At 71.6% G+C, this 5,494-nt stretch carries 5 protein-coding genes; 3 read left to right on the forward strand and 2 right to left on the reverse strand.

Annotated elements, in window-relative coordinates; genetic code table 11:
* The coding region (dapC, locus tag Q2100_RS22390; protein ID WP_302915822.1) for a succinyldiaminopimelate transaminase at nt 1-980 on the forward strand (980 nt) is incomplete at its 5' end.
* Between the two features lie 4 nt (nt 981-984).
* Here the strand turns inward: dapC and Q2100_RS22395 are convergent.
* Nucleotides 985-1,437: a MarR family winged helix-turn-helix transcriptional regulator gene (locus tag Q2100_RS22395; RefSeq protein ID WP_302915823.1), complete on the reverse strand. Its 453-nt coding sequence runs from the start codon at nt 1,435-1,437 to the stop codon at nt 985-987.
* Between the two features lie 57 nt (nt 1,438-1,494).
* Here Q2100_RS22395 and Q2100_RS22400 point away from each other — a divergent pair, with 57 nt between their 5' ends.
* Nucleotides 1,495-2,721, forward strand: coding sequence for a multidrug effflux MFS transporter (locus Q2100_RS22400; protein WP_302915824.1), 1,227 nt, complete (start codon nt 1,495-1,497; stop codon nt 2,719-2,721).
* A 40-nt stretch (nt 2,722-2,761) separates the two neighbouring features.
* The gene (locus Q2100_RS22405) at nt 2,762-4,534 is read left to right on the forward strand and encodes an acyl-CoA dehydrogenase family protein (protein WP_302915825.1); all 1,773 of its coding nucleotides are present in this window, start codon (nt 2,762-2,764) and stop codon (nt 4,532-4,534) included.
* A 108-nt stretch (nt 4,535-4,642) separates the two neighbouring features.
* Here Q2100_RS22405 and Q2100_RS22410 read toward each other — a convergent pair.
* On the reverse strand, nt 4,643-5,494 hold an 852-nt coding region (locus Q2100_RS22410; RefSeq protein ID WP_302915826.1), incomplete at its 5' end, for a PucR family transcriptional regulator.

Consider the following 5,494-nt stretch of genomic DNA (forward strand, 5'->3'; position numbering starts at 1 on the left):
TCGATCCGGTGGCACCCGTCATCCGCGACGCACTGGTCGCCGGCAGCGCGGCGCCGGGATACCCGACCACCGCGGGCCGTCCGGAGCTGCGGGCCTCGGCGGAGCACGCGCTGCGTCGGCGTTACGGCGTCACCGGCCTGGCGCCCGACGCCGTGCTGCCGGCGATCGGCACGAAAGAGCTGATCGCGTGGCTGCCGACGCTGCTCGGGCTCGGCCCCGACGACGTGGTGGTGGTGCCGGAGCTGGCCTACCCGACCTACGACGTGGGTGCGCGGCTGGCCGGCGCACACGTGCTCCGCGCGGATTCCCTGACGCAGCTCGGTCCGCAGACGCCTGCCCTGGTCTACCTCAACTCGCCCAGCAACCCGACCGGCAAGGTGCTCGGCGTCGATCACCTCCGCAAGGTCGTCGGCTGGGCGCGTGAGCGCGGCGTGCTCGTCGCCTCTGACGAGTGCTACCTCGGCCTCGGCTGGGACGAGCGGCCGGTGTCGGTACTGCACCCGAGCGTCTGCGACGGCGACCACACCGGACTGCTCGCCATCCACTCACTGTCCAAGACGTCGTCGCTGGCCGGCTACCGCGCCGGTTTCGTCGCCGGCGATCCGGCGGTGGTCGCCGAACTGCTGGCCGTCCGCAAGCACGCAGGCATGATGATGCCGACGCCGGTGCAGGTCGCGATGGTCGCCGCACTCGACGACGACGAGCACGAACGCGAACAGCGGGAGCGCTACGCCCGCCGCCGGGACGCCCTGCTGCCCGCCGTGCGCGCGGCCGGACTGCGCGTCGACGACTCCGAGGCCGGGCTCTACATCTGGGCCACGCGAGGCGAACCGTGCCGCGACACCGTCGACTGGTTCGCCCGGCTCGGCATCCTGGTCGCGCCCGGCGAGTTCTACGGCCCCCGCGGCGCCGAGCACGTCCGCATTGCGCTGACCGCCACCGACGACGCCATCGCGGCGGCGGTCGACCGGCTGCGCTGAGCGGTCAGCCCATCGCCGCCAGCCGCTGGAACACCGGTGCGGCCTTGATGAGCAGGTCGGCCTCCGCGTCGGTCATCTCGGCCAGCTGATCCCGGACGGCGTCCGACCAGACCGCGTCGATCATCCGCTTGTGCCCGGCCGCCCTGGCGGTCAGCCGTAGCCGGACCGACCGGCGGTCCCGGGAATCGACCGAACGCTCGACCAGGCCGCGGTCGACCAGCCGCCGTACGGTGGTGCTGACGTTGCTCGGCTGGACGGCCACCATGCGCGCCACGTCGGACACGGTGATGTCCGGGTGGTCCGAGACGGTGCGCAACACCTCGAACTCGGAGTGCGGCAGCGGTTCCAGGCCGGCCTGGCGCTCGCCGAACCGGCGCAGCGACCACACCACGGTCCGGACGGCCACAGCGATGTCGCGAACATCACGCGCATTGACGTCTTCTCGGCGGGGAGCCATGTCCGCTATATTAGCTCTGGAAATAGCTATAAATCTATAGATAGTGATGTGAGTGCGATGAACTCCCGGACCACCCTGCGCGGCACCGAGACCGCGACGGAGACCACCACCCGGCCGCTGCCGCTGAGCTGGCTCGGCGTGCTCGCGCTGCTGACCGCCGTGGCGCCGCTGGCCACCGACATGTACCTGCCGGCCTTCCCGGCGATGGCCGAGGAGTTCGGCACCTCGGCATCGGCGATCCAGCTGACGCTGACCACGTTCATGATCGGGCTGGCGATCGGTCAACTCGTCATCGGCCCACTCTCGGACCGGTTCGGCCGGCGTCCCTTGATGCTGGCCGGAACGCTGGTGTGCGTGCTGGCCGGAGCGGCGTGCGCACTGGCGCCCACCATCGAACTGCTCACCGTCTTCCGGTTCCTGCAGGGGTTCAGCGGAGCGGCCGGCGTGGTGCTCAGCCGCGCCGTGGTGTCCGACCGGGCCCACGGCGCCGCCGCCGCGCGGGTGTTCAGCCTGATGATGATCATCAACGGCGTCGCCCCCGTGGTGGCGCCGCTGCTCGGCGGATCGCTGATGGGTCTCATCGGTTGGCGCGGCGTCTTCTGGATCATCACCGGCCTCGCGGCGGCGATGTTCGTCGGCGTCGTCGCGGTGCTCGGCGAGACCCATCCCGAGGAACGCCGGATGACCGGCGGCGTGACCGCCATGCTGCGCGACGCCCGATCGGTGCTGACGAACCGGCACTACATCGGCTACACCGCGGCCTTCGCGTTCAGCTTCGCGGTGATGTTCGCCTACATCGCAGCCTCGCCGTTCGTGCTGCAGAACGTCCTCGGGCTCTCCGAGATCACGTACGCGATCGCCTTCGCCGCCAACGCCGTCGGCCTCGTGCTGATGAACGCGCTCAACGCGCGGATCGTCGGCCGCTTCGGTCAGCGCCGGCTGCTCGCCCTCGGGACCTCGCTGCTGGTCGTGTTCGCCGCGCTGCTGCTCCTCGACGCCGTGCTCGGACCGGTGCTGTGGGCGACGCTGGTGCTGCTGTGGGGCACGGTCACCTCGCTGGGTCTGGTGATGGCCAACGCGACGTCGCTGGCCCTCGACGAGGTGCGCACCACGGCGGGCACCGGGTCGGCGATGCTCGGCGCGCTGCAGTTCGGCCTCGCCGCGGTGGTCTCACCACTGGTCGGGATCGGCGGTGACCACACGGCGGTGCCGATGGCGGTCGCGATGGTGGTCAGTGCCGTGATCGGGGCGGGCGCCCTGATGCTCACCCGGCGATCGGCCTGACCTGCCCCGGTGACGGCCCGCGTCGTAATACGGTCGTGGCATGCGCGACTACGACGTCGAGGCCGTCGACCGGCTTCCGTTCAGCACCGACGATAAGGCGGGCCGCTACCGCACCGAGGACTTCGCCGGCGCGGTCGGGCTGAACTGGTACGACACCGATCCCACGCTGCAGGCCACCATGGCCTACTACCTGCAGCCCGACGAACTCGCCTTCGCCGAGCCGCATCTGACGCGAATGGGCGAGCTGATGGGCGGGCCGGTCGCGCGCTGGGCCGAGGAGACCGACCGGAACCCGCCGCGGCTCGAACGCTACGACCGGTGGGGGCACGACGTCGGCCAGGTCGTCATGCCGGCATCGTTCACCGCGGCCAAGCGCGCGGTGCTCGACGCGCAGCAATCGTTGCGCGCGGATGCGCGTACGGCCGGGCAAAGTTCGGGCCTGACGCTGTTCGCGTCGAACTACCTCCTCGACCAGGCCGACATCGGGATGGGCTGCGCGCTGGGCACCGGCGGGGGCATGGTGCAGTCGCTCGTCGCGGCCTACGCACCGGCGGATGTCCGCGATCACGTGCTGGCCAAGTTCGGCTCCGGTGAATGGGCAGGCGAGACCGCCCAGTTGCTCACCGAGCGGACGGGCGGATCGGACCTCGGTGCACTGGAGACGACGGCCACCCGCCGCGGCGACGCCTGGATGCTCAACGGCTTCAAGTGGTTCGCCTCGAACTGCAACGGCGAGGCCTTCGTCGTGCTCGCCAAACCCGAAGGGGCCCCCGACTCGTCGCGCGGCGTGGCCACCTTCCTGGTACTGCGCACCCGTCGCGACGGTTCCCGCAACGGCGTGCGCATCCGTCGGCTCAAGGACAAGCTCGGCACGAAATCGGTGGCGTCAGGTGAGATCGAGTTCGTCGACGCGGAGGGCTTCCTGCTCTCCGGCGAGCCAGACGCCGACGCCGGCCCGTCCGACGGCAAGGGCCTCGGCCGGATGATGGAGCTGACCAACTCCGCGCGGCTGGGCATCGCGCTGTTCGCGCTCGGCAACGCCCGGCGGGGTCTGGTCGAGTCGCTGTGCTACGCCCGGCACCGGCAGGCGTTCGGCGGCGCGCTGATCGACAAGCCGCTGATGCGGCGCAAACTCGCCGAGATGATCGTCGACGTCGAGGCCGCCCAGGCCATGGTGTTCGACGGCACCGGCGCCGCCAACCACCGCCAGCCCCGCCGCATCCGGCAGCGCATCGCGGTGCCCGTCACCAAGCTCAAGGTCTGCCGGCTCGGCATCACCATCGCCTCCGACGCCATCGAGATCCACGGCGGCAACGGCTACATCGAGGGCTGGCCGGTGGCCAGGCTGCTGCGCGACGCCCAGGTCAACACGATCTGGGAGGGCCCCGACAACATCCTGTGCCTCGACGTGCGCCGCGGGATCGAGCGGGCGCAGGCCCACGAACCGCTGCTGTCCCGGATGCACGACGCGGTCTCGGTGTCCGACGGCGACGAGGTCACGGGGCTGGTGGCGGAGCGCATCGGCGATCTCGAGGCCGCCATCACCGCGTGGACCAAACTCGACGGCGCGGTCGCCGAGGCGAGATTGTTCCCGCTGACCCGGTTCATGGGAGACGTCTACGCCGGCGCCCTGCTGACCGAGCAGGCGGCGTGGGAGCGCGCCGACGGCCGGGGTGAACGAAAAGCGTTGGTGGCGCGGCTGTATGCGCAGCGCTACCTCGCCGACCACGGCCCGCTCCGGGGGATCGACGCCGACGGCGACGAGGCGATCGAGCGGTTCGACGAGCTGGCCGCAGGCGCGCTGCGGGTCTAGGGTTCGGTCGCGAGCAGACACAAATTCGCGCAGTCTGCGGTCGCAAAGTGCGAATTTGCGGGGGGCACCTCCCGCTTGCGGGGGCCTGCTCGCCGAAAGGGGTTCGCGCTAGCCGGGCTCGGTCGCGCGAAGGCCGAGCGCCAGCACCAGGCGGTCGTCAGGGTCGGTGAGCGACGTCGACAGCAGCGTCTCGATGCGCCGGATGCGGTAGCGAACGGTGTTGGGGTGCACGTGCAACCGGTGGGCCACCGCGGCGATGTCACCGAACCCGTCGAGATACGCGCTCAAGGTGTGCGCCAGCATCGGGTCGCGCTCGCGCAACGCGCGCGCCCGCGGATCCACCAGCCTGGGCTGGGCGGCAACCTGCGACACGATCTCGTCGAGCAGCACGGTGGTGCGGGCCTCGTCGACGGTGGTGACCTCCGCGATGGCGCCGGGATGGCGTGCGGCACTGTCCAACACCCGATCCACCTCGGCGCGTGCGGCGGCGGCACCGGCCAGGCCCTCCGGCGAGTGGGCGACCACCGCGCGCAGGCTCAGACCCAGTTCCCGGCGCAGTGCGGCCACCACGCCGCGGGCCCACGAACCGATGGTCGCCGGCGCGCCCGCGCGGGGGATCAGCACGTACACCCGGTCGCCCGACGAGGCCACCTGCGCATCGCGTCGGAACGCACCTGCGCTCAGCGCGACGACCTCCGGGGGCGCCGCCGCCCCGACACCGTGGAACCCGATCAACGCGGCGCGGCCTGCGGCGTCGATGCCGAGTTCGCGCGCGGTCGTCACCACGTCGCCGGGGTCGTCGCCGGAGAGGCCGAGCAGCTGCTGCACCAGGCGGCTGTGCGACGACGGCGCCGCGGCCAGCCGTGACAGCACCCGCGCCGCCAGTACCGCCCCGCCGCGCAACACATCCTCGGCGTCGTCGGCCAGCGGCTCGGACCCCTGCTGCAGCCAGATGGTGCC

It is taken from the genome of Mycolicibacterium arseniciresistens (genome assembly GCF_030519285.1).
Lineage (GTDB): Bacteria > Actinomycetota > Actinomycetes > Mycobacteriales > Mycobacteriaceae > Mycobacterium > Mycobacterium arseniciresistens.

Excerpts from the sequence above, each read along its gene's own strand:
- Q2100_RS22400 (WP_302915824.1), top strand. The coding sequence starts at position 1,495 with ATGAACTCCCGGACCACCCTGCGCGGCACCGAGACCGCGACGGAGACC.
- Q2100_RS22395 (WP_302915823.1), bottom strand. The coding sequence starts at position 1,437 with ATGGCTCCCCGCCGAGAAGACGTCAATGCGCGTGATGTTCGCGACATC.
- Q2100_RS22405 (WP_302915825.1), top strand. The coding sequence starts at position 2,762 with ATGCGCGACTACGACGTCGAGGCCGTCGACCGGCTTCCGTTCAGCACC.